This window comes from Hymenobacter telluris (genome assembly GCF_017313265.1).
Taxonomy (GTDB): Bacteria; Bacteroidota; Bacteroidia; order Cytophagales; family Hymenobacteraceae; genus Hymenobacter; species Hymenobacter telluris.
Window position 1 is genome coordinate 11,969 of the sequence record NZ_JAFLQZ010000021.1, and the last position, 25,256, is coordinate 37,224.

The window sequence follows — 25,256 nt, forward strand, 5'->3', positions numbered from 1 at the left end:
ACCTATTTTTTAATTTTTAATTCTCAATCTTCAATTGACATTAATATTTGGTGTCGTCAAAATCATCAATCAGCAGGCCTTTAGTGCGGCTGATGATGTCTTGGAAAAACTTACCAGCTCCAGAAGGCTTTTTAGGCTCTTTAGGTTCAGCTGGCTTCTGTGCCACAGGCTTGGCAACCGGAGTTGGCACCGGCGCCGGAGGCGGCGTTGGAGCCTGATAGTAGGGCGTAGGCGGCGCCTGATACTGCTGCTCCTGCTCGTACCCCCGGTTCAGGCGCTCGTCCAGTGAGCGGTACCCCGACAGTACCAATCCTACCGTAGTAGCATACATCGGCGACTTCACCGCTTCAATCTTGCTCTTGCCCAAGTGCTCATTGGGGTAGCCAATGCGCGTGTCGAGGCCGGTTACATACTCGGTGAGCTGCACCAGATTCTGGAGTTGCGAGCCGCCACCCGTCAGCACGATACCGGCAGCCAGCTTGTCGGCGTGGCCGGTGCGCTGGATTTCGGCGTACACCAGCTCGATGATTTCCTCCATTCGGGCCTCAATAATGTAGGCCAGGTTTTTGAGGGAAATTTCCTTGGGTGCCCGGTCGCGCAGGCCAGGGATGCTCACGATTTCGTAGTCGGAAGCTTCCTCAGCAATGGCCTTCCCGAACTTCACCTTCAGTTGCTCGGCCTGGTTTTGCATCACCTGGCAGCCCAGCTTGATGTCGGACGTCACGATGTTGCCCCCGAATGGCAGCACCGCCGCGTGGCGGATGATACCGTCTTTGAAAATGGCTAAGTCGGTAGTGCCGCCCCCAATGTCAATCAGCGCCACTCCTGCTTCTTTCTCCTCATCCGACAGCACCGACATCGACGACGACAGCGGCTCCAGAATCAGATTATCGATTTCCAGGCCGGCCTTCGTAACACACTTGTTGATGTTGTTGATGGCGGTGCTCTGCGCCGTAATGATGTGGAAGTTGCCCTCCAACCGCACGCCCGACATGCCCACAGGGTCCATGATGCCTTCCTCGTAATCCACCTTGTAGTCTTGGGGCATTACGTGAATGATCTGGGAGCCGGGCGGGGTCACGAGGCGGTACATGTCGCCGGTGAGGCGCTCCACGTCTTCCTGCGTGATTTCATTGTCGGCGGAGGCGCGGGTGATGCTGCCGTTGTGTTGCAGGCTCTTGATGTGCTGCCCGGCAATACCCACGTTCACCACGCCAATGTTGATGCCCGACATTTCTTCGGCCTGCCGAATGGCACGCTTGATGGCATCAACGGTTTTGTCGATGTTGGACACAATGCCACGCACTACGCCTTCCGACACAGCCTTGCCCATGCCCAGTATTTCGAGTTTGCCAAACTCGTTTTTGCGGCCCACAAGGGCACAGATTTTGGTGGTTCCTATGTCGAGGCCGACGACAATCTTATCGTGTTGCATGGGGAAGGGTCGGGTAAAGCTGGCGGGGAACTAGCAGTTAAGTGCGGTGTTAACGGGCAAAAATAGGCTTTTCAGGCCTCAGGAGCAGAAAAATCTACTCACAAATGATTTGGTCTTTGAACTCCACGTTGACGCGGTGGTACGTATTCCAGCCGAGGGCCGGCGGTATTTGACGGTAAAATACCATCAGTTTCGCGAATTTTTCCGAAATATTCTCCGGAAAGCCAAATTCCACGCGTTGGTCGCCTACCTGCTGCGTGAACGAAACCTTGCCATTACTGCCAATAAACACCTCGGCAATTTGGGCACGCCAGAAAGGCTTTTCGTCGATGTAACGCAATAGTTCGAGGTAACGTTGGCCGGTGGAGTCTTGAAAAAAGGACGCAGCAAGCGGGATGCCTCCCTGCCGGGCCACGGGCACTACCCGCGCCGTAAACAATGACGACAGCGGCAGCTTGTGGCCGTCGGCATCCAGGTAGCTGTCGAGGCGGGTATCCGAGTGGGTTAGGCGGGCTATGGGACGATTCTGGCGCACCTCCGCGTGAATATTACCCGACAGGTCGCGGTAAACTTGGGCGTCTTTCACAAACGAGTGAGCTTTCAGGCGGGCTTCCAGCGCGGGCAGGTCCAGCTCGTCGGGAGGGGTACCTTCCAGGCGCCGTTCGCCACCGCGCGTGAGTAGGTTGGTTACTTCCTGCTCACTGATGAAGTAATTGTTGAATTCATTGTTGATGGTAACAATTACCTGTCCCACGGGGCGGTTAGCTTGTTTCACCCCGGCAAACACGGCCAAGCCCCCCAGCAGCAGCAAGGTGCCGGTAGCAAATACCACGTTATGAATTTTACGCTTAAGCTTCATGCCAGTGAATATCTAAAATATTCCTTAAATCAGGTACTAACTTATCGATATCCCCAGCTCCTACGGTAGCCAAGATGTCGTAGCTGGAAACAGCAGCGGCATTTGCCAGGATTTCTGCCCGGCTCTGCAACGACTTTTTCGGGGCCGTTATTTGGGACAAAATCAATTCCGAGGTTACGCCGGGCAGCGGCAATTCCCGCGCCGGATAAATATCCATCAGCACCACCTCATCGGCAACACTCAGGCTCTCAGCAAATCCGGGGGCAAAGTCGCGGGTACGGGTGAACAAGTGCGGCTGAAATACCACCCGCAGGTATTGGTTTGGATATAGCGCCCGCACAGAACGCAAAAAGGCTTCGATTTCGCGTGGATGGTGGGCGTAATCATCCACATATACTTTGGGCTGCTCGGTGGTGCCAGCCGTCACGATAAACTCGAAGCGGCGTTTCACGCCTTGGTAGGCTGCTACGGCCGCTTGCAGCTGCTCGGGGGCCACTGCTTCAAGCTGCGCCACGCAGGCCGCAGCCAGCATGTTTTCCACGTTGTGGTAGCCCGGTACGGCCAGTTGCAGGTCAGCCACGATACCCTGGGGGCCGTGCAGGTTGAAATGAAACTGGTGGCCTTGCGCCGTAATGTCGGTAGCAAACAAGTCGGGGCCCTGCTCGGCGGTGAGGCCGTAGCGGATAACCCGCACCCCAGCCGGCACAGCGGCCGCCACGCTGGCATCGGCGGTGTGGTTGATGATGAGCGTACCACCGGGCTGGATCTGGCCCACAAACTGCCGAAACGACTCTACCAAGGCTTCTTTGTTGCCGTAGATGTCGAGGTGGTCGGCGTCGGTGCTCGTGACGATGGCCACGGTGGGATGCAGCGTCAGGAAGCTCCGGTCGTATTCGTCGGCTTCCACTACAATCGGCACCGAACTAGTTGTTGGTTCTTGGTTGCTGGTTGTTGGCTCCGCTCTGCTGGAATATGCCGCAGAATTCTTACTTCTTAGTTTTTCATTTTTAATTTCCTTCGGCGGCAACAGCAGATTCGAGCCCAGGTTCACGGAAATACCGCCTAAAAAGGCCGCACAGGGCACGCCTGCGTGGTGGAGCAGGTGCGCTACCATACTGCTGGTGGTTGTCTTGCCGTGGGTACCGGCTACGGCAATCGTGCGGTGGCCTTGGGTGAGTACGCCCAGTACCTGGCTCCGCTTGCGGATATCGTACCCGTTTTCGCGCAGCCACGCCCACTCCTGATGATCTTTCGGAATGGCGGGCGTGAGTACCACCAGCGTTTGGTCGCGGTTTTCGCGCACGGCCGCCGGAATGCTGGTCACGGCGTCGTCGTAGTGCACGGCAATGCCTTCCGCGGCCAGCGCCTCGGTCAGGGGCGTGCTGGTTTTGTCGTAGCCCGACACGGTGTGCCCGTTGGCTTGAAACCAGCGCGCCAGCGCCGACATTCCAATGCCTCCGATACCAAGGAAGTAGACGAACTGTTTCAATTAAAAATTAAGAATTAAAAATTAAGAATTGGACGTTCGGCGGGCTATGAACCTATGCACTGCGCACTAATTTCAGGAGTTCGTCAACGATGGTGGTGGTGGCGGCCGGGCGTGCCAATTGCTGCACGTTGGTGGTTAGCTGCTGCTGCTGCGCGGAGTTCTGGAGCAGCGCCAAGGCGGTGTCATAGAGCTTGGCCGGGGCCTCGGCATCCGACACGAACAGCGCGGCATCTTTGCTTACCAGCGCCATGGCATTCTTGGTTTGGTGGTCTTCGGCTACGTTGGGCGAGGGCACCAAAATGCTAGGCTTGCCCGTGAGGCACAGCTCCGACACCGACAGCGCCCCGGCCCGGCTTACTACCACATCGGCAGCAGCATACGCTAAATCCATGCGCTGGATGAACTCCAAGGCTTTCAGGTTGTCAGAGGCGAAGGGCGCGGCTTGCTGAGCGGCTTCGGGGGAGTAGAGCTTGCCTGTTTGCCAGAGCAACTGTACCCCAGCAGCCTTCAGGCGTGACAAGGCAGCGGCTGTAGCTTGGTTGAGCGTGCGGGCCCCCAGGCTGCCCCCAATAACCAGCAGCACAGGCTTATCAGGGTTCAAGCCGAAGAATTGGAAGGCTTCCGCGCGGCTGCCGCTGGCAATTTCGGTACGGACGGGGTTGCCGGTAAGCACCAGCTTTTCCGAAGGAAAGAATTTCTCCATGCCCTCGTACGCCACACAAATTTTATCGACGCGGCGGCTCAGCAGCTTATTCACTAAGCCCGCGTAGGAATTCTGCTCCTGAATGAGGCTGGGAATACCGCGCGAAGTAGCCGCCAGCAACACGGGCGCCGACGCGTACCCCCCTACTCCCACCACCGCATCGGGCCGAAACTTCTCAATCAGCTTGCCGGCCTTGCGTACCGCCCGCATCACCCGAATCGGGAACAGCAGGTTCTGCGGCGTCAGGCTGCGCTGTAACCCGGTAATGTCGAGGCCCACTATTTGGTAGCCGGCTTCGGGTACACGCGTCATTTCCATGCGGCCGTTGGCGCCCACAAACAGGATTTCCGCATCCGGCTGCTGGCGGCGCAGCTCGTTGGCAATTGCCACCGCCGGGAAAATGTGCCCACCCGTACCGCCGCCGCTGATGATGATTTTCATTTCGTTTTTCGTTGTTGGTTTTTCGTTGTTGGCTTCGGTTTCACTCGGCCCGAGACAACAAAAAACGACCTAGGCGTAGGCTGATACTTTGGGAATACGGGCCGTGTCGGCGGGTTCCCCCACCATTGGGCGGATTTCCCGTTCGCCGCGGCTTACGGCCAAGATGATACCGATGCTGATACCGGTGAAGATGAGCGAAGTACCACCCATGCTTAGCAGCGGCAACGGCAGACCGGTAATTGGCCCCAGCCCCACGGCTACGCCCATATTCACCATGGCTTGCAGCACCAGACTGAACGTGAGGCCGGCCGCCAGCAACCCCCCAAAAGCGCCGTAACTATTCACTACTGTCAGCAGCCCTCGATACAGAAAGGCCAGGTAAAGGAACAGCACGAAGGCCCCTCCCGCCAGGCCATACTCCTCGATGATGATGGCAAAAATAAAGTCGGAATACGGGTGCGGCAGGATGTTACGCTCGGTGCTGTTGCCGGGGCCCTTGCCCGTGACGCCGCCCGTAGCAATGGCTATGTAGCTGTGTTCCAGCTGAAACGGCACCGGCTTGCTCTTATCCGTGAAGTTTTCGATACGGGATATTACCGTTTTCATGCGCTGCCCCGTTGCCAAACCCACGCCTCCCACTACGGCGCCAATGGCCACCATAACGGCCATCTGCTTGAGCGGTACGCGGCCAATAAACATCAGCAGCAAGCAAGTACCGAACAGCAGCAATGCCGTGGAGGCGTTACTCAAAATGATAATGCCGCAAATCAAGCCCACCCACAGCATTACGGGCAGCAGCGTGGTTTTGAAGTCCTGCACGTGCTGCTGGCGGCGGCTGAGCATGGAGGCTACGTGCGCAATGAGGGCCAGCTTGGCTAAGTCGGAAGGCTGGAAGGTTTGGTTGATAACCGGAATGGTCAGCCAGCGCGAGGCCTCGTTGATGTTCGACCCCATGAAGAAAGTGAACAGCAGCAACGGCACCGACACCAGCAGCGCGTACAACGACAGCCGCGAATAGTAGCGGTAATCGATGCGGTGAGCGAGCCACATGAAGGCCAGCCCCACGAAGATCAGGCCGGTGTGCTTGAGCAAAAAGTACTCGGTGTTACCAGCTTTCTGCTTATAAGCCAGCGTACCCGTAGCCGAATACACTACGGCAATACTAATGAGCGAGAACAGAATCACGATGCCCCACAGCACTGGGTCACCTTTCAGGTTCTGCCGCAGCCAGTTTTTGATAACGTTCATCTGGGAACTAGTGAGAGGGTGGAAGGGTGATTTTCAAGTACTAGCGAAACCTCAGGAGCCTTGCAGCTCGGTTTCTTCCATCAGTTTCTCCACGGCCGCAATAAATTGGCAGCCTCGGTCTTCGTAGTTTCTAAACAAGTCGAAGGAGGCGCAGGCCGGCGAGAGAAGTACTACGTCGCCGGGTTCGGCCAGCTCCAGGGCGCGGCGCACGGCGGTTTCCACGCTCTGCGTTTCCTCCAAGTGCGGCACCACACTACCGAAGCTCGTTTTCAGCTTTTCGTTGTCAACGCCGAGGCAAATCAACGACTTGGCCCGCTCCTGCGCCAAGGGTATCAGCGTGGTGTAGTCATTGCCTTTGTCGGTGCCGCCGGCAATCCACACAATGGGCTGCCGGATGCCGTCGAGGGCGTACCAGGCGGCTTCCACGTTGGTGGCTTTCGAGTCGTTGATGAACCGGACGCCGTTGATTTCGCCCACGGGTTGCAGGCGGTGGTCGGCGTTGCGGAAGGTGCTCAGGCCGGTTTCAATCTGCTCGGTGGAAAGGCCGGCCACCCGAGCGCACAGCACGGCCGCCAAGGTGTTCTGGCGGTTGTGCTGCCCAATGAGCGGCGAGGCGCTGATGTTTACCTCTTCCCCATCTTGGCTAATCCCAGGTCTCAGATTGGTGCAGAGGCAGTCTTCACTGGTATAGTACGCCGCCAAATGATAGTCGGGGCGGTGGTGCAAGCTGAACGGCAGCTGGCTAACGGGCCGCAGCGCCGACTGGAAGTAACGCTGGATGTTCTCGTCGTCGGCATTGAACACAAACCAGCCCGAGCTGTCCTGGTTGCGCATGATGCGCAGCTTGGCCAGGGCGTAGTTCTGCATCGAGTAGCCGTACCGGTCGAGGTGGTCGGGGGTGATGTTGAGCAATACCGATACCCAGGGCTGAAACTCGTAGGTATCGTCGAGCTGGAAGCTGCTCAGCTCTACCACGTAGTAATCGAACTTATCCTCAATCAGTTGCTCGGCCAGGCTGTAGCCCACATTTCCGGCCAAGCCCACATTGTAGCCGGCCGACTTCAGCAGATGGTAAGTGAGCAGCGTGGTGGTGGTTTTGCCGTTGGTACCCGTAATGCAGAGGCACTTAGCCTTGGTATAACGGCCCGCAAACTCGATTTCCGATACAACCGGCGTGCCTTTCTCGCGCAGCGCCTGGATAACGGGCGCTTTTTCCGGAATGCCGGGGCTTTTGATAACCTCGTCGGCCTTCAGCACTTCTTCCAGCGTGTGCTGGTTTTCCTCGAAGCGAATACCGGCCTGCGTCAGCTTCTGCTTGTACCGCTCCTGAATCGGGCTCTTATCCGATACGAACACGGAGTGACCTTTCGCCTGCGCCAGCAGCGCGGCCCCTACTCCACTTTCAGCAGCTCCTAATACGACGGTATGCATGGTTGTTCAGGTAAGTTTTAGCCCGCAGAGGGCGCAGAAGGATACGCAGAAGTCGCAGAACGTTCAGCGTCCTCTGCGCATCCTTCTGCGCCCTCTGCGGGAACCAACGCCTGCGTTATTCATCTATCTCAATTTCAAAGTAACCAGCGTCAACACGGCCAGCATGATGGCCACAATCCAGAAGCGCGACACGATTTTCGACTCGTGGTAGCCGAGCTTCTGGTAGTGGTGGTGCAGCGGCGACATGCGCAGCAGGCGCTTGCCTTCGCCGTATTTTTTGCGGGTGTACTTGAAGTAGCTCACCTGCAGCATCACCGATAAGCTTTCCACCAGAAACACGCCGCACAGCACCGGAATCAGCAGCTCTTTGCGCACAATGAGCGCCAGCACGGCAATGATGCCGCCAATGGCCAACGAACCCGTGTCGCCCATAAACACCTGCGCCGGAAACGAATTGTACCACAGGAACCCCACGCAGGCCCCCACAAACGCGGTACAGAAGATAACCAATTCCCCGGCGTTCGGAATGAACATAATATCGAGGTAGTCGGCCAGCAGCGCATTACCACTTACGAAGCAGAACACCGCCAGCGTAGTCCCGATGATGGCCGAAGTACCGGCCGCCAGCCCGTCGAGGCCGTCGGTGAGGTTGGCGCCGTTGCTGACGGCCGTGATGATGAGGATGACGATGGGGATGTAGAAGAAGGCGTAGTACTCGTTGAAAAAGTCGCCGGCCGTGGCAAACAGGTCACCGTAGTTCAGCTCGTTGTTTTTCAGGAACGGCACCGTGGTAATCATCAGCTTCACATCCTGATATACGCCGCTGGCGTCTACGGCCGAAAGCTGGCCGTTGGGCAGCAGGTACTGGCGCACGGTCACCTCGTTGGAGAAGAACAGCACCCAGCCCACCGTGAGGCCCAGGCCCACCTGGCCCAGAATCTTGAACCGGCCCGCCAGGCCCTCTTTGTCCTTCTTTACTACTTTAATATAATCATCCACAAAGCCAATCAGCCCCAGCCACACGGTGCTCAGCAGCATGAGCACGATGTAGATATTGTCGAGCTTGGCGAAGAGCAGCGTAGGCACCAGAATGGCCAGCAGAATAATCAGGCCGCCCATGGTGGGGGTGCCCTTTTTCTCCAGCTGTCCCTGCAACCCCAGGTCGCGCACCGTTTCGCCAATCTGGGCCCGTTGCAACACCCGAATTAAGGGTTTGCCAAAGAACTGGGCAATAATGAGCGAGGTAACTACCGCCAGCGCAGCCCGGAACGTGGTGTACTGAAACACCCCGGTGCCGGGTACGTGATGTACTTTATAGAGGTAGTTGAAGAGGTAATAGAGCATGGCGCGAGGTCAGCAGGTTGCAGTCAGGAAATCAAGCAAGCTGCAAAGGTTCCAGTTTTTTAAGGCTCAGCAAGCGTTGTGTTTTTGCAGATTTTGGTGTACGATGGTCATTTTTCCAGTAGCTCGAACATCTCCCGGAGCACTTGCTTATCATCAAACTCAGCCCGAACACCTTGCACTTCCTGGTAGGTTTCGTGGCCCTTGCCAGCTACCAGCACAATGTCGTTGGGGCCGGCCAGCTCCACCGCCCGCCGGATGGCTTCGCGCCGGTCGGGTATGGTTTCCACTCGGGGCAGGTCCTGGGCTTTCACGCCGGCCTGCATCTGGCGGAGAATTTCCAACGGGTCTTCGAAGCGGGGGTTATCGGAAGTTAGCACCACCTGGTCGGACCCCTGGCAGGCGAGGTTGGCCATGATGGGCCGCTTGCCCCCGTCGCGGTTACCGCCGCAGCCCACCACCGTAATCACCTGCTGGCTGGGCTGGCGAATATCGGCAATGGTATTGAGTACGTTTTCCAGCGCGTCGGGCGTGTGGGCATAGTCGATGATGCCCGTGACGTGGGTATGCGCCGACAACACCGGCTCGAAGCGGCCCGGCGCTGACAGCAGCCCCGACAGAATCGTAAGGACTTCCTGCGGCTCCTCGCCTAGCAACACGGCCGCGCCATACACAGCCAGCAGGTTGTAGGCATTGAACACCCCAATCAGCCGGAACTGCACTTCTTGCCCATCCACTTCCAGATGCAGGCCGTGCACCGCATTTTCGAGCAGCTTGCCCCGGAAGGTAGCCGCGCTTCGCAACGAGTAAGTTTCGCGGCGGGCGGCGGTGTTTTGCAGCATCACGATACCGCGCTTGTCGTCGGCGTTGGTGAGAGCAAAGGCCGACTTCGGCAGCCTGTCGAAGAAGCCCTTTTTGGCTTTCAGATAATTATCGAACGTGCCGTGGTAGTCGAGGTGGTCGTGGGTGAGGTTGGTGAAGATGCCGCCCACGAAGCGCAACGCCGTTACGCGGTGCTGCACCACGGCGTGGCTGCTGACTTCCATGCAGGCGTGGGTGCAACCGGCTTCCACCATGCGGGCCAGCAGCTCGTTCAGCCGGATGGCGTCGGGCGTGGTGTGGGTGGCCGGAATTACTTGCTCGTCAATCTGATTTTGCACCGTGCTCAGCAGGCCGGTGTGGTAGCCCAACTCCCGCAGCAGCTTGTGCAGCAGCGTGGCGCAGGTGGTTTTGCCGTTGGTACCCGTCACGCCAATGAGTTGCAAGTTCCTTGACGGATGCCCGTAAAACGCCGCCGCCATGTGGGCCATAGCCTCCCCCGAATCGGGTACCTGCACGTAAGCCGTACCGGACTGCAACTCGGCCGGCAGGTCTTCGCAGATAATCACCGATGCGCCCTGCTCCACCGCTTTCGGCACGAACAAGTGGCCATCGGTAGCCGCGCCGCGCAAGGCAAAAAACACGAAGCCGGGCGCCGCCTGCCGCGAGTCGAGCGTGAGGGCCTGCACGGGCACGTCGGTGGGGCCGTGCTGGGATGTTACCGTAACATCGGCCAGCAAGGCAAACAGGGGGAGCGTTATTTCTTTATCGGTTGACAAGGCTGTTCAGTTGGTTTTGGCCCGCAAAGGGCGCTGAAGTTTCCGCAGAAGGCGCAGAGTTGTGCGTTAGGCTTTTTTGGGCTTACCGTTCGTTGTTTGCTGCGTTATCTGGGTTGGTCTTTTGGTGGGTTTAGCGTCCGCAGGCTTGGGTTTGGCAGGAGTTGCGGGTTTGCTTTCCGGTTTGCGCGGCTCGGGTTTCTTGGCGGCTTTCTTAGGCTGCGTTGAAGCATTCGTGCCCTTAGCAGCGGCCATTCTGATTTTGGCTTTGGCCGCCAGCTCGCGGGTCTTAGCCTCCAGGTCGGTGTCAACCGGCGTCAGCAGCTTGTTTTCAACCAGCTGGCTGGGAGCCGGCGCGACCAGCGGCATTGGGGCCACGGTGCTGCGCTGCCCAATGGGTTCCAGCGCCAAAGTCACTACCGTACCGCGCCGCACGGCCGCCCCCGCCGCCACCGACTGCGCTTTCACGCGGCCCGTACCCAGCGCGCGAACCCGCAGCCCTCGGTTTTCCAGCAGAAACAGCGCGTCGCGCAACGTTAAGCCGTGCACATCGGGCACGCGGCCAGGGCGCACGGCCAGCGGCTGAAGCGCCAGTGCAGCGGTGTCATTGGCAGTGGTAACGGGCACCCGTACCCAGTCTTCATCGGGCGCAACGGTTTCGTTCCGCACCCCAATCTTCTCGAATACCAGCCGCAACTCATCCTGCATACCAGCTTGCACTACCGGCGTTTTCACGCGGTTGAACGTGGTACGGGCCAGCACCGGGCGCTGGCTGGCAGCATCACGCGCCATGGCTTTGTCGGCCACTTCGCGGAATACGGGTGCGGCCACGTCGGCGCCGTAGATGCGGCCTTTCTTGGGCGAATCGACCACCACAATGCACGAATACTTGGGCTTGTCGGCGGGGAAGTAACCGCAGAAGCTGGTGGAATAGGTGCGGGTGTAGGCGCCGTTCTTGAACTTCCAGGCGGTACCGGTTTTGCCGGCAATGCTGAAGTCGGGGGAGCGGATGCTGCGGGCGGTACCTTCCGTTACCACGCCTTCCATCATGGCTTTCACCTTGGCCAGGGTTTCGTCGGAACAGATTTTGGGGTTGAGCACCACGGGCTCGAAGTGCTCCAGCACCTTATCCACCTGCTTGATTTCCTTGACAATCATGGGCTGCATTTTCACGCCGCCATTGGCCACGGCATTGTAGAAGGCCAGGGTTTGCAGCGGCGCCAGCTTCAGTTCATACCCGATGCTCATGGTAGTGAGCGAAGTACGGCTCCACGACCGGTCCTGGGGGTCTTTCACGTAGGGCCGCGCCTCGCCGGCCATCTGGAAGCCCAGCGGCTTGTGCAAGCCAAACCGCTTCAGATAATCGGTGTACTTGCTGGGGTTCTTGCTGAACTGCGCGTCCACGAGCATAGCTACGCCAATGTTGCTGGACTTCTCGAACACCTGCTTCACGGTGATTTTGCCGTAGCCGTGCGAGTCGGTTTTCACGGCGCCGCCAATGTATTTGCGGCCGGGGCCGGTATCCACCATGTCGTCGAGCGTCATTTCGGGGTTGTCCTCCAGAATGGCCATCATCGAGGCCAGCTTGAAGGTGGAGCCCGGCTCGGTACGGCCCTGGTCGGCAATGGCGTAGTTGTAATCTTCGCGGTAGATGCCCTCATCTACTTTGCCCAGGTTAGCCACGGCCTTGATGGCGCCGGTTTGCACTTCCATCAGAATCACGCAGCCGTATTGGGCATTGTTGTCTACCAACGACTTGTAAAGGGCGTTTTCGGCAACGTCCTGCAGGTTGATGTCGAGCGTGGTTTGGACATCATAGCCATCAATTGGCTTGATTTCGGTGCCATCGTAGATGGGTTTGTTGCCGCCGGGCAGCCGCTCGAACAGGGCCTCGCCGTCTTTGCCGGCTAGGTGGCGGTTGAAGGTGAATTCTAGTCCTGCGCCGTTCTTGTCTTCATTCACGAAGCCAATGGTGCGTTGCGCCAGCCCGCCAAATGGCCGGAAACGCTTGTCCACTTTCTCGAAGATGACTCCGCCCTTGTTTTTGCCGGCCCGGAAAATCGGCCAAGCGGCTAGCTCTTTCTTTTCCTGGAAGTTGATCTGCCGCGAGTTTAGCCGCAGGTACCGTGCATGTGAGTTGTACGCATTCTGGAGCTTGCGCTTGTATTCCTGCTTACTTCGGTCGCTGAAAAAGCGTGAGAGCAGCCCAGCCAGCGAGTCCACTTTGCTGGTAAATAGCTGTTTATCCACTACGCTTGGGTCCCAGGCCACCCGGAAAAAGGGCAGCGAAGTCGCCATGATGCTCTTGCCATCATCGGCCACAATAGAGCCGCGGGTGGCAAATACCGGCTGGTACACCACGCGGCGCTCCTGTTCTAGCGCACGCCACTTCTCTCCTTCTTTGAACTGGATGTTGGATATCTTCCAGACAATAGCCGCCGAGAACAGGCAGACGCCCAGAAACGCCAACCGCACCCGCGTGACAATGGATTTTTTAACGCTTCCTTTCATTGCGACGAGGCGTAGCGGTGGAGTGTTCAGCAGCAGGCTCGCCAGTGGCATCGGTACCGATAGGCACGGGCGGCGCTCCTACTTCAATGTTCATCGAGTCGATAGGCGCAACGGGCACGGCGTGCCGGAGCGAGTCACGCAGGGCGCGGGCAGCCAACGAGTCGGCTGTCAGGATGGGCACTAGGTCCAGAGAAGCTTCATCGAGGCGGCCCGAGGGCACTTCGATGCGGAAGGGCGGCGAGGAGCTTTCCACCAAACCGTAGGCGGCCACCTTGCGGGCCACTTCGCTTTGCTTGCTGGCCTCCATGTAGTCGGATTTCAACGTGGTGTAGTCGGCGCGCAAGTCCTCATTTTCCAGCTTCAGCTTCTGAATCGCGCGGTTCATGCGGGTGGCATAGTGCGTGTTGCCGATGTAGAGCAGAATCAGGAACATCACGAACAGCACGTGCGGCAGGTACCGCACCGGCAACCCCTCCCGAAACAGGCCATCCATGCGCGTAACCCGATCGAGCAGCGTGAATACGCTCCAGGAACTACGCGGGGCTGCTGGCTGTGGTGCAGCCTGTGAGGCCTTCTGTTCCGGCTTGGGACGCGGCGCGGGCTCCAGCCGGGGCGCGGGTGGCGCTACTGGCTCTGGGGCCCCCACAAACTCCGGCACCACGGCGCGGGGCGCATTGGTGCGGGGCTGCTTTGCTACGGGTTTTATTGTATTGGTAGCCATGACTTAATTCTTAATTGCGATGCGCAGCTTCGCACTTCGGGCGCGGCTGTTGGTAGCCACTTCGTCGGCGGAAGCTTCCACCGGCTTGCGGGTTAGTACGTCGAAGGGCTGGTTGGTATTGCCGAACAGGTCTTTATCGGCTTCGCCGAAGAATTTACCCTTGGCCATAAAGTTCTTCACCAGCCGGTCTTCCAGGGAGTGGTAGCTCATCACCACCAGCCGGCCACCGGGCCTTAGTACCTTGGCCGTATCCGACAACATATCTTGTAAGACCTTCATTTCGTCGTTGGCTTCGATGCGCAACGCCTGAAATACCTGCGCCAGATATTTGTTTTCCTTGCCGCGTGGCGTACAGCTGGCAATGGCCTTTTTCAGCTCGGCAATGGTGCTGATGGTTTGGCCACGCCGCGCCGAGGCCACCGTTTGGGCCAGCGTGCGGGCGTTGGTCACCTCGCCGTACATCCCAAAAATGCGGTGCAAATCCGCTTCCGGGTATTCGTTGATAATATCGGCCGCCGTAGCACCATCCTCGGCGTTCATGCGCATATCCAGCGGCCCATCGAAGCGGGTGCTGAAGCCACGCTCCGGGGTATCAAACTGGTGCGACGACACGCCCAAATCGGCCAGCAGGCCATCAACGGGCAAGGCGCCGGCCGCCTGCAACTCGGCGTGCAGGTCGCGGAAATTGGCCCGAATGAAGGTGAACTGCGGGCGGGCCAGCTTGGCGGCTTCGCGCTCGGCATCCGCATCCTGGTCGAAGCTGTAGAGGTGGCCGGTGGTGAGGTGCTCCAGAATGCGGGCCGAGTGGCCGCCACCCCCGAAGGTTACGTCCACGTAGCGGCCGCCGGGCTGAAGCTGCAAGGCCTCCAGGCACTCGCGCAGCATCACCGGGCGGTGGTAGGCGGTATCGTTGAGGTAGTCGGTGGGGTTGCTCATGCGGCCAAAGGGCCGCTTGGGCCAGTTTCGGTGGTAAGGAATTTCTGGGCCAGCTTCGAGAAGCTCTGCTGGTCCTTGATTAGGTACTCGTCGTAACGCGTGGGGTCCCATATTTCGCATCGGTTGCCCAGCCCCACAATGATGGCCTCCTTCTCGATGCCGGAGTAGCGCACCATGGTGCGGGGCAGCATAAACCGCCCAATGGTGTCCAGCTCTACTTCAGTCATGCCCCGGAAGAAGTTGCGCTGAAACTGCCGGTATTCCTCGTTGAACTCATCCAGCGCCATCACCTTGTCGTGAATGATGCGCCACGATTCGCGGGGGTACAGTACCAGGCAAGGCTCGAATCCGCGCACCAATACCAACTGGTTGCCGGAGGCTTCCGGCAGGTTGCCTTTCACCTTGGCCGGCAGCACCAGCCTCCCTTTCGGGTCCAGCTTGCATTCATATTCGCCGGAGAGCAGGTTCATGGGTTGGGGAAAGGCAGTAGGGAGGGATGCTAGCAAAAGTACGTAATGCCTCAGAAAAGGCAACCACGATTTACCATTTTCTACCACTTCCACGAAAGGTCGTTTCCAAGCAATAGAGCCTATATTTTAAGCACTCCGCTCTCATATTGCCTTTGCAAACCGCTTACTACTTGCTTGCTTGCCAAAATGGCAGTCTTATAATTTCTATGATTAATACCCTACAGGATTTGTTGTTGTACTCCTCCCAACCTTGCGCAGTGTGCGGAATCGTGTACTTGCAGCGGCCGGATTCCGCACCTTCCGGTTAAGTTCGTGGTTTGTATCTTTGTGACTGTGAAGCGTCCTCTCTCTCATCGGTTGTTCAGCGTGTGGCTGGCTCTGCTTGTGCTCACCGCCTCGGTGGGCATGACGGTGCAGCAGCACGTGTGCCGGGAGAGTGGCAGCCGGACGGCTTCGGTGGTTTTCACTACGCCCCAGCACCGCTGCCCAGCGCCCAAGCCAGCCTCGGAACAGCATACCCCTTCCAGGCATGCCAAGCTGAAAGGTGCGTGCTGCGAGTTTAGCGCGCACCTGCACAAGCTGGACGCTCCTACCCCGGAGCTAACGTGGGCGAAACTCCTGCCTACACCCTTCGTGGCGGTGTGCGAGCCAACTTTCTCGTGGCCCACACTCCCGCCCGTTCTGTTGATTGCGCAAGCTGAGGCCTGGCATGCCGCCGACAGCTCGCCGCCTTTACGAGCGGGCCGGACGCTTCTTACATTTATCGGAGTGCTAGTGATTTAGCATTCGTTTCCACTAGCCTAGCAGGCTGGCAAGAAAAGCTGTGCTATATAGGCATTAGCTTATTTTCTTTGGAATGAATGCTAACTTACCATCACTATGTCTTCTTTTTTCGGGCCGCGTTGGGTCGCGGCACTTGGTCTTGGGCTGAGTGCTTCGGTTGCCGCCAGTGCCCAGTCTTCCGCTGATTTATTGGCGCCGGTTCGGGGCCAGGTAACCGACGCCGCGGCGGCCAAGCCGCTACCGGGCGCCGTGGTGCGCTGGCTGGGTACCACCGATGCCGCCACCACCGATAATGCCGGCACGTTTGCGCTGCCCCGGCCCGCTCGCGCCGAAGCCAGCCGCCTGGTTATCAATGCCCTCGGCTATAAGGCCGATACCATTGCCGTAGCCACCACCGGCACCCCATACGTGCGAGTAGCATTGCGGGCTGGCGCTGAGCTGGGCGAGGTAAAAGTGGAAGGCCGGGCCCCTTCCTACTCGTCGCTCACCCCCACCAACAGCCAGGTCATTACCAGCCGCGACCTAACCAAATCGGCGTGCTGCAACCTGGCCGAAAGCTTCGAAACCAACGCCGCCGTGGAGGTTTCTACCACCGATGCCGTATCGGGGGCCAAGCAGATTCAACTGCTGGGACTGGATGGCGCCTATTCGCTGCTGACCATCGACAACCTGCCGGCGTTGCGGGGGTTGTCCACCCCGTACCGCCTCAATTATTTGTCGGGCACCTGGATTGAGAGCATCGACATCATCAAAGGCATGGGCTCGGTGGTGAACGGCTACGAAAGCATTGCCGGGCAGGTGAACGTGCGCCTCAAAGAGCCCGACAAAACCGAGCGGCTGCTGTTCAACGCTTACGGCAACGACCTTGGCAAATTCGACCTGAACCTGAACGTATCCGCGCCGGTTGGCAAGAAAGTGTCCACGGCGCTGCTGCTGCACTCCGACCACCTGGGCCGCCGCGTTGACCGCAACAAAGACGGGTTTATGGACCTGCCACTGGCCACGCAGTACAACGTGTTCAATAAGTGGAAGTACCTGTCGGGCAAGGGCATAGTGAGTGAAATTGGGTTGGGTGCGTTGCGTGAAACGCGGGAGGGCGGCCAGACCAGTTTCCGCGCCAACGAAACGGATGCCTACACCCGCAACTACGGCTTCACCAACCGCACCGACCGGTACACGGGCTTCGCCAAAACGTCGTACACCTGGCCCGGCCGGCCTTACCAGAGTTTGGGGCTGCTACTGAGCGGTACCCACCACGATTTCACTTCCTCGTATTCCTATAAGCCGGCCCCGTTCGAGCCGCGGCGCTATGATGGCACCCAGCGCACGGCACAGGCCACCTTGCTGTTTCAGAGCGTGCTGGGCACCACGGCCCACACCTACCGCACTGGCCTAAGCTACCTCTACGACAACTACCAGGAGCTGTTCAGCAACGGCTTCACGTACGCCAACGAAACGCCCGCCGCCCGCTACGCCCGGGAGCACCGCAACCGCCTCGAAAACGTGCCCGGCGCATTTGCCGAATATACCTACCAAAACTCACGCAACCTGATTCTGGTGGGCGGCCTGCGCCTCGACCGGCACAACCTGTACGGCTGGCAGCTTACGCCCCGCTTCAATCTGAAGTACGACGCCACCAAAAACTCGGTGCTACGGTTGGCGGCGGGTACCGGCTTCCGGGTGGCCAACCCCATTGCCGACAATATTGGCTCGTTGCTGAGTGCCCGCGAATTTGTAATTGCGCCCAACCTGCGGCCCGAAAAAGCCTGGAACGTGGGCGGCAGCATCACGCAGTACTTCCAGCTGGCCGGCCGCACCGCTACGTTTGTAGCGGACTACTACCACACTGCGTTTCAAAACCAGATGGTAGCCGATATGTACACCGCCCCGAGTTTGCTGCTGATTGGCAATCTGGAACCCGGTGGCCGGTCTTTCTCGCGCAGCTTTCAGGCGGAGCTGCAAACCGAGCCGGTGAAAGGCCTGACCGCCAAAGTAGCCTACAAGTACCTGGACGTGAAAAGCACCTACGACGGCCAGCTGCTGCGCCGGCCCATGACGGTGCCGCACCGCGTGTTTTTCAACGTGGGCTACGCCACCGCTTTCGATAAGTGGCGTGCCGACCTGACGGTGCAGGCCTATGGCCAACGGCCGCTGGCGCCGCACCCCGGCGAGATGGGCCATCAGCACGGCACCAACGAAATGGCGCTGCCGTATTCGCCACGCTTTGCCTTGCTCAACACCCAGGTGACGCGCGCTTTCAAGCGGTTTGAGGTGTATGTGGGGGTGGAGAACCTGACCAACTACCGCCAGGACAACCCCATCCAGAGTGCCGCCGCGCCGTTTAGCCCGAACTTTGATGCTGCTATGGTATATGGGCCCACCTATGGTCGCCTGACCTATGCCGGGCTGCGCTTCCGCATCGAGTAACCAATTCCTGCTGCGGAACGCAATGCACCGCCGCTTTCGTTGGAGTAGTGAATTTTAAGCTGAACAACTGAAAGCGGCACAATTTTCGTCTCTTGATTTCAACTTGTTTTCCAGTAGTGCTTCGGCGCTCAACCATTCCATTATGAAACTCGTCAAAACCTTCTTGCTGACCTTGTTTGCTGTAGTAACTGTGCAGGCCACCCAGGCCCAAACCGTGGCTAAATCGAAAGACAAAGCAGCTGGCACCGAGCAAGTGAAGCTGAAAACGTCGGCGGTGTGCGACATGTGTAAGGCCCGCCTCGAGAAGTCGTTGGCTTATGAAAAGGGCGTACAAGCTGCCGTACTCGATGTGCCCACTCAGGTGCTGACCGTTACGTACCGCCCCGACAAGACTTCGCCCGATGCCTTGCGTGCCGCCGTGCAAAAAACCGGCTACGACGCCGACGCCCAGCCAGCCGATGCCCGTGCGTATAGCCGTTTGCCCGAGTGCTGCAAGAAAACCAACGCCGTACACACTGGCGGTGAGTAAACAACTGACAGCCACAACAGCCTATGTAAAACAGCCTTTTCCGCGTGAAGAGGCTGTTTTTGTTTATGCCCACCTGACGCCTAGCAGTATCTTCGTGCTCAATGCAGGCACTGCCCTGGCTATCTACCGAAGCAGATGCTAGCAGTGAGCAGATACCGTTTCTAAGAGTCTACGCCTCGCTCCATGTGGTGGACCAGGGCAGAAAATCAAAATTTTCTGCCTCGGCCTGTCTATATTCACTGCCTCTGCCCTACCCATATTGCTCTATTCTACGCATGAAGATTACCTGCATACTCCTTGATGATGATCCGCTAGTGCTGGATTTGTTGCAAGCTTACGCGGCCATGACGGACGTGCTTGATATCAAAGCAACCTTCTCTGATCCGCTGGATGCTCACAAGTATCTGCTTGACAACGAGATACAAGTTCTGTTTTCCGATGTAACCATGCCGCACCTCAGCGGCCTCGATTTGGTGCGGGCCCTGCAACAGCCGCCCTTGGTGGTGCTCATGACGGCGCACTCCCAGTACGCTATGGAGGCGTTCAATCTGGATGTGATTGACTTTCTGCTGAAACCCATCACGCTCGACCGGTTTCTGAAGTCAGTCAACAAAATATCCAACCTTATCCGATTGCACCCCAAGGAGGCCGGCGCAGTTCAGAATGCGGCATCAGACCTGGGTTCATTTTTCATCCGCACCGATTCGCATTTTGTGCGCCTGCACTACCGCGATGTGCTCTACATTGAGGCCCTCAAGGATTTCACCAAAATAAATACCGCCGACGGCCGGACGCATTTGACACTGGTGAACCTGAAAAACCTGGAGGAGCAGCTACCAAAAGACCTGTTTGTACGCACGCACCGCTCCTACCTAATCAATGTGCAACTGATAGAATCGGTGAGCAACTTGGAAGTGCGGGTGGGCGGCTATGCGCTGCCGCTGGGCCAAACCTACCGGGAACGGGTTACCGAGCGGATTGTGAACCGTACCCTTATCAGACGGCAACAGCCGTAGCTGACTCGGCCGGGGCTAGCGGGCGGATTTCCGGCGCTGCCATAGGCAAGGTGAAACGGAGTGTAGTGCCTCTACCAAGCTCACTTTCACAGGTGATGCTGCCACCGTTGCGCTCCACAAATTCTTTGCAAAGCCGCAAGCCGAGGCCGGCGCCTTTTTCCAGCGCGGTGCCTAAAGTGCTGTGGAGGCCGGTTTCGCCGAAGATTTTTGGTAGGTCGTCAGCGGCAATGCCCACGCCGTTGTCTTCCACAGCAATTTCCCAGAGCCCCTGCCCTTCTAATTGACGGGCGCTGATTCGTACCTGGCCGTTCGAGGGCGTGAACTTAATGGCGTTGCCGAGCAGGTTACGCACAACCAGGCGGAGCATGTCTAAATCGGCGCGCACCGTGCTCAGCGCAGGAATATCACTGAACAAGGCAATAGCCTTGCGTTCGGCATCCCCGGCCAGCAAGCCCGTGGCCTCTTCAACGATGGGTTGGAGCCGGACTTTTTCGGGGCGCACCTTGTCGCCTTGCATCTGCGCCGCCGACCAGTTCAGCAGATTATCAAGCAGGCGTAGCGTTACGTCGAGGGTGCGCGTGAGGCGCTGCGAATGGGTAGCTAGCCGCTCGGGAGGCAGCGTACCCATATTCATCAAAGAAAACAGCGAGTACAGCGAGCTAAGCGGGCTACGCAGGTCGTGTGAGATGATAGAGAACAGCGTGTCTTTGGTGCGGTTGAGGCGCCCCAGCTCTTCTTTTTGCTGCTCAATAGCTTGGTTTTTTTGTTGCAGCACTTGGTTGTTGTGGAGTTGCCGGCGCCGGCCTCGGTACAAGGCAAACACCACCATCAAGAGCACCAACGCGCCCACTGCCAGCACGTTGCGTACCAAGAGCTGCCGTTGCAGCCGCACCTGCTGCAGCTGCCGGTCTTTGGTAAGCAACTGAATTTCGCGCTCCTTTTTCTCGGTTTCGTAGCGGGTTTGCAGTTCGGCTACCTGCGCCGTCCGCTGTTCCACAAAAGCGCTGTCCTGTAAGTTGGTGTACTGAGTTTGGGACCGTAGCGCGCTCTGGTAGTCGCCAGTGCGGCGGTAAATAGAAGTCAGAAGCTGATACAAGCCACTGAGCTGGACCGCCGAACCTCCCTGCCGGGCCAAGGGCAACGCTCGGCGCAACGCGTCAATGGCCGCGGGCTGGTTGCCTATCGAATCATAGGCAACGGCCAGTGCCCGCAGCCCTTCGGCGCGCCGGGCGGGCGAGGTAGCGCGGGGCAACTGGCTGAGCGCCTGCCCGTAGAAACCCTGAGCTACTTCGTAATTACCCAGCGCGTCGTACACCCGGCCAGTGCTGGCCAATGCTTCGCCAATCCGGGTGCTGTCGGAAAGCTGGCGGGCTTCGGTAAGGGCCCGGTTCAGGTAGTACAACGACCGGCTGAAATGGCGCAGTTGAAAATGCGTCAGGCCAATGTCGTTGAGGGCGGCGGCTTGGCCATTGGGGTTAGCGGCCTGCTGCCACTCCGAATAGGCCCGCTCGTGGCTAGCCAGAGCCCTTGCCCACAGTCCTTGCTGCCCGTACATGGTACCGAGCTGCGCATAGCTTTGCGCTATTTCGGTGGGATTATTCAGCTTCTGCGCTAGCTGTAGTGCTTGCAGAGCGGTGTTGTGGGCCTGGCCCGTGTCGCCTTCCACGTACTGAGCATGCCCGATGTGGCGCAAAGCCAGGGTCCGCGCCATCTGGTTGCCGGTGGTGCGGTACATCTGGCTGGCTTGCCGAAAATGACGCAAGGCTTCTTCGTATTGGCGCTGAGCCTCCAGGGCGGCACCAATGGCCATGTGCGCAGCAGCTACGTCGGTGGGGCGCTTGGTGTCAGTAGCTATTTGTAAGGCCCGTTTCCCTTCTGCCAACGCCGCCGCCGGATTCAAAGGAAGTTGCTGCTCGCTGTGCAGCAGCAGTTGCGCTATAAGCTGCGAGCTTGGCGTAGTGGTAGCCGAAGATTGAGCCTTTACTACCACACTATGCAGCAGCAGGAAGCATGCCACCAAGTGGCATCTCCAACGCAGCTTATGTAGTAGCAAATCCTGCATGCCTCTATCTACGAAAGCCTTTCTCTCTGTATTTCACAAAGAGACCAGGCTGAAAAAATTATAAAACGAAACGAGTGTGAAATTCTATATAGAACACCCTTATTTTAACAATAGGAAGTGCTTTTCTTCCGGCCCCCGTACTTTTCTTCAGCACTTGTTACTTCATAAATACAAAGATACGAAATACAAGAACCCGGAGATTTAGGCTCCGGGTTCTTGTATTTCGTATCTCGCAGGATGCTCATTTGGTTTGCCAGAGGCGCCACCAGGGCAAATACGGCTGGTCGTGGTGCTCGTAGTGGTAACCGAAGAAGTAGCAACTCACAAAAGCCCACACGTGGTGGCGCAATTGGCTACGCGACTTATGCACGTTGTCGGGGGCGTGCTCACCGCGGTGCGGCAGGTAGGTTCCGAAAAAGAACAGCTGCAACGTAGCCAGCACTGCCGGCACCATCCAGAACGCAATAACATTGCCTTGCGGGAAGTACAGCTTTAGCACATTATAGGTGGCCGCCATTAGCAGCACTTGCCACACCGTCACGTAGTTCCAGGCGAAGCGGGCAAACCACGGCAGAAACCCGGCGTGGTGGCCGTCATGAAAATCGGGGTCGTCGTCGGTGGCTACGTGGCGGTGGTGCTGATGATGCTTGGGCAGCATCCGTGGAAACCAGTTATAGGCAAACAGCCCCGCCGCCAGGGTACCCAGAAAATTATTCAGGTTTTTGTTGGCACTCACTACCCCGTGCATGGCATCATGAGCCGTAATGAACAAGCCCGTATAGAGGTGCGTTTGCAGCAACACCAGCAGATACGGCCAGGGCGTGGCCCAATCGGGCTGATACCAGGCCAGCAGAAATGTCAGCAGCCCAGCCCATGCGCCCATAATCACCACTGCCACCACCACCCCCTTGGACCCCAGCGGCGCAGGCTTCACCCGCTTAGGAGAAACGGAATAACTGAGTGACTGAGTGGCAGGCGTCATAAGGTGTAGCTACGAAAATCAGGCTTCAGGGGGCAATGGTCTACGTTTAGGGGCTTTATAGCGCCAGCAACGCATCACGCACCTGCTCCATCAGCCACATAGGCGTACTGGTGGCGCCGCAGATTCCCACCGATTGCCCTGGTTGAAACCAAGTGGCACAGATTTCCTCTACTTTGGAAATGAAGTGCGTGGCCGGATTCGTGTCCTTACAGACCTGGTAGAGCACCTTGCCATTGGAGCTTTTTGTGCCCGACACGAATACCACTTGGTCGTACTGTCCGGCAAAGCGGCGCAGGTCTTTGTCGCGGTTGCTTACCTGCCGGCAGATGGTGTCGTTGGCATTGATCTGGTAGCCCCGCTCTTCCAATTCGCCTTTGATGCGGTAAAACGAATCGGTGCTTTTGGTGGTCTGGCTGTAGAGCGTGATGTTGGGCGGCAACTCGTGGCGCAACAGCTCATCCAGGCTTTCAAACACCACGGCGTTGCCGCTGGTCTGGCCTAGCAGCCCACGCACCTCGGCGTGGCCGTGCTTGCCGTAGATGAATATTTTCTCCTGCTTGTCGTAGCTGGTTTTGATGCGGTTTTGCAGCTTCAGTACCACCGGGCACGAGGCATCAATCAGCGTCAGGTTGTTTTCCAGCGCCATTTGATAGGTGCTCGGCGGCTCTCCGTGCGCCCGAATCAGTACGGCTTCGTTGCGCAGCTGCTCGAATTGCTCGTAGCCGATGATGCGCAGACCGCGCTTCTCCAGCCGCTGCACTTCTTCATCGTTGTGCACAATGTCGCCGAGGCAATATAAATAGCCTTGCTCATCGAGTAGGTCTTCGGCCATCTGAATGGCATAAATCACGCCGAAGCAAAAGCCGGAATTGGGGTCTATACGGACGCTCAGGTGGTGCGGCATAACGCAAGAATAACCGCAGATAGGGTCGGAAGGTTGCGAGGTTGTTGTTCAGCTGACAACATAAAGTAAAGAGTTAACGACAAATTCTGATATTTCAACGCCTGTTCAACTCACATTCGCCGAAATACGCGCTGCCCTTCCAGGTCCCGAATCAGCTTTTCATCGAGCGGACTATCTTTCAATACCGCATTATCGAGCCAGAAAGCCGGGTTGTAAGGCCGGGCCATTACCTGCTGCAAATCCTTGCTTTTGCGGGGCACATCGGCGTAAGCGTGGCCCGGTAGCCGGGGCGTGTACTGATAGAAAAAGAAATTGGCGGCCACGTGCGTGCTGTCTAGTTTGCCGCTAGCCTGCCGCATTACTAGGTGGCACTGAGCCCGGGTGCTGGCCAAGCGGGTGAGCGAATCGGAAAGCGGCAAATAATCCGACACCACTCGAAACTCGTCGGCTTCAATCTGCATATCAGGCACGCCGTTCAAGCTCAGCAGCTGACCCGCCGAAAACGTCATTTCCCGGCGAAAAAGGGCAGCCGTTTGTCGGTCGATGTACAGCAGGCCGCTCGGCGCAGCTTGTCGCACATCGGGTTTGGGCTCGAACTGAATAACAGCCAGTTCCCGCCCCTGGCTGGTTTGAATTTCCTTGAGCGTGAAGTCGAACTGCGCTAGAGCCTTCGGGCCAAGCGGAACTAGCAGCTTTTCACGCTTGGGTTGCCGGCTGAAGGTAGGCAGCACCACCCGAATCAAAGCCGAAAAATTGGTGAACGTGAAGCCGCCGGGCTGCACCGCATAGCGGCTCTCACCTAAGTCCCAGCCTTCAATCTGGCGGTTGTTGAACTTGACATCGTAGAAGGCATCGAAAAACTCGCAGTACGTGCCGTTGTTGCGGGTTTTCTGGCGGTAGAAGGCTTTGCCGTAGAAGGTTTCGGCGGCGTGCCGCAGCAGCTTGGCTGAAGCCCGTTGCACTAGTTCCCGCGCTTCGGCCTCGGGGTTGCGCACCCGTACTTCGGGCAAGGCCACGGCGCTGGTGGGCAGCCGGATGGTGAGCGGCTGGGCGAGGCTGGAAACGAGCAACGTAGTGGCGCCGTACCCGATGCAAAGCACCTCCAGCTGCTGCGGCAACGAGGCTACGCGCAAGCTGAACTCGCCTACTTCGTTGGTGGCGGTGCCCTGCTGGCTATCCTTTATACCCACGCTGGCATACGGCACTGGGCGGTTGCGTTCATCTATCACCCGGCCGGTTAGGGTGCTGTTTTGAGCCGCTGCCGCCTGCATGCTCAGTAATAAAACCCCAACCGTACCGCAGATTCTCATTGGAAAACATGATCAATAAAACGAAAAAGCTCCCGAGCAGGAGCTTTTTCAATGCAAGTAACC

20 protein-coding genes are annotated in these 25,256 nt (G+C 58.0%); 4 read left to right on the plus strand and 16 right to left on the minus strand.

All coding sequences use genetic code 11. From position 1 onward, the window contains the following. Positions 1-40: 40 nt before the first annotated feature. The 12 genes from ftsA to mraZ all read right to left on the minus strand — a co-directional run bounded on the left by ftsA (position 41) and on the right by mraZ (position 15,180). Positions 41-1,435 (minus strand): cell division protein FtsA, encoded by a 1,395-nt coding sequence (gene ftsA / locus J0X19_RS21745; protein ID WP_206986524.1) that lies wholly within the window; start codon positions 1,433-1,435, stop codon positions 41-43. 94 nt (positions 1,436-1,529) lie between these two features. Beyond that, entirely contained in the window at positions 1,530-2,294 is a 765-nt protein-coding gene (locus J0X19_RS21750) for a cell division protein FtsQ/DivIB (protein WP_206986525.1), read from the minus strand. After that, entirely contained in the window at positions 2,284-3,741 is a 1,458-nt protein-coding gene (locus J0X19_RS21755; protein WP_242583167.1) for a UDP-N-acetylmuramate--L-alanine ligase, read from the minus strand. The genes J0X19_RS21750 and J0X19_RS21755 overlap by 11 nt, the downstream gene beginning before the upstream one ends. Positions 3,742-3,835: 94 nt before the next feature. Further along, entirely contained in the window at positions 3,836-4,927 is a 1,092-nt protein-coding gene (gene murG, locus J0X19_RS21760; protein WP_206986527.1) for an undecaprenyldiphospho-muramoylpentapeptide beta-N-acetylglucosaminyltransferase, read from the minus strand. A gap of 69 nt (positions 4,928-4,996) precedes the next feature. Continuing rightward, the gene (locus tag J0X19_RS21765; RefSeq protein ID WP_206986528.1) at positions 4,997-6,175 is read right to left on the minus strand and encodes an FtsW/RodA/SpoVE family cell cycle protein; all 1,179 of its coding nucleotides are present in this window, start codon (positions 6,173-6,175) and stop codon (positions 4,997-4,999) included. Positions 6,176-6,226: 51 nt separating this feature from the next. After that, positions 6,227-7,606, minus strand: coding sequence for a UDP-N-acetylmuramoyl-L-alanine--D-glutamate ligase (murD, locus tag J0X19_RS21770; protein ID WP_206986529.1), 1,380 nt, complete (start codon positions 7,604-7,606; stop codon positions 6,227-6,229). A gap of 123 nt (positions 7,607-7,729) precedes the next feature. Continuing rightward, positions 7,730-8,950: a phospho-N-acetylmuramoyl-pentapeptide-transferase gene (gene mraY, locus J0X19_RS21775; protein ID WP_206986530.1), complete on the minus strand. Its 1,221-nt coding sequence runs from the start codon at positions 8,948-8,950 to the stop codon at positions 7,730-7,732. Positions 8,951-9,057: 107 nt separating this feature from the next. After that, positions 9,058-10,545 carry a UDP-N-acetylmuramoyl-L-alanyl-D-glutamate--2,6-diaminopimelate ligase gene (locus J0X19_RS21780; RefSeq protein ID WP_394369130.1) on the minus strand — a complete coding sequence of 496 codons (1,488 nt, stop codon included), beginning with the start codon at positions 10,543-10,545 and terminating at the stop codon, positions 9,058-9,060. A 66-nt stretch (positions 10,546-10,611) separates the two neighbouring features. After that, positions 10,612-13,053, minus strand: a complete 2,442-nt coding sequence (locus J0X19_RS21785) for a penicillin-binding transpeptidase domain-containing protein (protein WP_206986531.1) — start codon at positions 13,051-13,053, stop codon at positions 10,612-10,614. Beyond that, positions 13,037-13,774: an FtsL-like putative cell division protein gene (locus tag J0X19_RS24875; RefSeq protein ID WP_219167858.1), complete on the minus strand. Its 738-nt coding sequence runs from the start codon at positions 13,772-13,774 to the stop codon at positions 13,037-13,039. Before J0X19_RS24875 ends, J0X19_RS21785 begins: the two co-directional genes overlap by 17 nt. A 3-nt stretch (positions 13,775-13,777) precedes the next feature. Next, positions 13,778-14,710 (minus strand): 16S rRNA (cytosine(1402)-N(4))-methyltransferase RsmH, encoded by a 933-nt coding sequence (rsmH, locus tag J0X19_RS21795; protein WP_206986532.1) that lies wholly within the window; start codon positions 14,708-14,710, stop codon positions 13,778-13,780. Further along, positions 14,707-15,180: a division/cell wall cluster transcriptional repressor MraZ gene (mraZ, locus tag J0X19_RS21800; RefSeq protein ID WP_206986533.1), complete on the minus strand. Its 474-nt coding sequence runs from the start codon at positions 15,178-15,180 to the stop codon at positions 14,707-14,709. The genes rsmH and mraZ overlap by 4 nt, the downstream gene beginning before the upstream one ends. Before the next feature lie 333 nt (positions 15,181-15,513). Between mraZ and J0X19_RS21805 the strand changes: the two genes are divergently transcribed. The 4 genes from J0X19_RS21805 to J0X19_RS21820 all read left to right on the plus strand — a co-directional run bounded on the left by J0X19_RS21805 (position 15,514) and on the right by J0X19_RS21820 (position 19,935). Continuing rightward, positions 15,514-15,963, plus strand: coding sequence for an HYC_CC_PP family protein (locus J0X19_RS21805; RefSeq protein ID WP_206986534.1), 450 nt, complete (start codon positions 15,514-15,516; stop codon positions 15,961-15,963). A gap of 96 nt (positions 15,964-16,059) precedes the next feature. After that, positions 16,060-18,390 (plus strand): TonB-dependent receptor, encoded by a 2,331-nt coding sequence (locus J0X19_RS21810; protein ID WP_206986535.1) that lies wholly within the window; start codon positions 16,060-16,062, stop codon positions 18,388-18,390. A 142-nt stretch (positions 18,391-18,532) separates the two neighbouring features. Continuing rightward, positions 18,533-18,919 carry a heavy-metal-associated domain-containing protein gene (locus J0X19_RS21815; RefSeq protein ID WP_206986536.1) on the plus strand — a complete coding sequence of 129 codons (387 nt, stop codon included), beginning with the start codon at positions 18,533-18,535 and terminating at the stop codon, positions 18,917-18,919. 275 nt (positions 18,920-19,194) lie between these two features. Next, positions 19,195-19,935, plus strand: coding sequence for a LytR/AlgR family response regulator transcription factor (locus J0X19_RS21820; RefSeq protein WP_206986537.1), 741 nt, complete (start codon positions 19,195-19,197; stop codon positions 19,933-19,935). Here the strand turns inward: J0X19_RS21820 and J0X19_RS21825 are convergent. The 4 genes from J0X19_RS21825 to J0X19_RS21840 all read right to left on the minus strand — a co-directional run bounded on the left by J0X19_RS21825 (position 19,916) and on the right by J0X19_RS21840 (position 25,193). After that, entirely contained in the window at positions 19,916-21,925 is a 2,010-nt protein-coding gene (locus tag J0X19_RS21825; RefSeq protein WP_206986538.1) for an ATP-binding protein, read from the minus strand. The two genes, J0X19_RS21820 and J0X19_RS21825, sit on opposite strands and share 20 nt — an antisense overlap. 313 nt (positions 21,926-22,238) lie before the next feature. Next, positions 22,239-22,979 (minus strand): fatty acid desaturase, encoded by a 741-nt coding sequence (locus tag J0X19_RS21830; protein ID WP_206986539.1) that lies wholly within the window; start codon positions 22,977-22,979, stop codon positions 22,239-22,241. Between the two features lie 55 nt (positions 22,980-23,034). Then, entirely contained in the window at positions 23,035-23,883 is an 849-nt protein-coding gene (locus tag J0X19_RS21835; RefSeq protein WP_206986540.1) for a 4-hydroxy-3-methylbut-2-enyl diphosphate reductase, read from the minus strand. A gap of 110 nt (positions 23,884-23,993) precedes the next feature. Then, positions 23,994-25,193, minus strand: a complete 1,200-nt coding sequence (locus tag J0X19_RS21840; protein WP_206986541.1) for a carboxypeptidase-like regulatory domain-containing protein — start codon at positions 25,191-25,193, stop codon at positions 23,994-23,996. Positions 25,194-25,256 lie beyond the last annotated feature (63 nt).